The organism is Vibrio sp. 2134-1, from assembly GCF_033339495.1.
In genome coordinates this window covers 1-1,121 of record NZ_JAWOUS010000122.1, presented here as the reverse complement: position 1 = coordinate 1,121, position 1,121 = coordinate 1, and the positions used below count along the sequence as shown (strand labels likewise).

Here is a 1,121-nt window from a genome sequence, read left to right as displayed (position 1 = left end):
TTACTACAAACGCTTCAATCCGTGTTTGGTTTTGACTCATTACGCCAAGGCCAACAACCAGTTATTGAATCGGTCATGAATGGTTACTCTGCAGCAGCAATATTTCCAACGGGCTCGGGCAAATCTCTTTGTTATCAACTCCCCGCCACCATGCTGCCAAACCTCACTTTAGTGATCTCGCCATTACTGGCACTAATGAAAGATCAGCTGAGCTTTTTGCAAAGCAAAGGGATCGCCGCCGCTTCTATTGATAGCAGCCAAAGCAGAGAAGAAGCGCAACGCGTAATGGTTGGAGTCAAAAACGGTGAAATCAAAATTTTGATGATTTCTGTCGAACGCCTCAAAAACGAGCGCTTTCGCGAGTTCATTCGTCAAGTGCCAATCTCTTTGATGGTAGTCGATGAAGCGCACTGTATCTCTGAGTGGGGACATAACTTCCGTCCGGATTACCTCAAGTTGCCGCAATATCAGCGAGAACTGAATATTCCCCAAACCTTGTTGCTGACCGCCACAGCAACGCCCGCCGTTATTGAGGACATGAAAAATAAGTTCGATATTGCGAGTGACCACATTACTGTAACTGGCTTTTACCGTTCGAACCTCGATATTTCAGTCATCCCTTGCGAAGAGTCCGAAAAGCAAACGCAACTCAACACGATTGTCGCCGCAGCCCCTAAACTGCCAACCATCGTTTACGTAACGCAACAGCAAACTGCAGAGCAAGTAGCTAAGTCATTGATCCACATTGGCGTTAACGCTCATGCGTATCATGCGGGAATGAAAAGTGAAGTTCGTGAGCAAATACAACAGCAATTTATGGCGGGCCAAATTGACTGCATTGTGGCCACGATTGCCTTTGGGATGGGTGTCGACAAATCCGATATTCGCCGAGTGATCCACTTTGATCTGCCTAAATCCATTGAAAACTATGCCCAGGAAATAGGTCGAGCAGGACGAGACGGACAACGCTCTGAATGCATTCTGCTTGGCAATACTTCTGGTCTAACTGTATTAGAAAACTTTGTGTTTGGCGACACGCCTGAGCGCTCTTCGATTAGTTATGTATTGGGTCAAATCAAAGAGCACCAACCTCAGTGGGAAGTCGTGCCACTACGTTTGTC

At 46.7% G+C, this 1,121-nt stretch carries 1 protein-coding gene; it reads left to right on the top strand.

Annotation, left to right across the window (positions count from 1 at the left end):
* A partial coding sequence (locus tag R7R78_RS24310) for a RecQ family ATP-dependent DNA helicase (RefSeq protein WP_225474398.1) occupies positions 1–1,121 on the top strand: 1,121 nt, incomplete at both ends.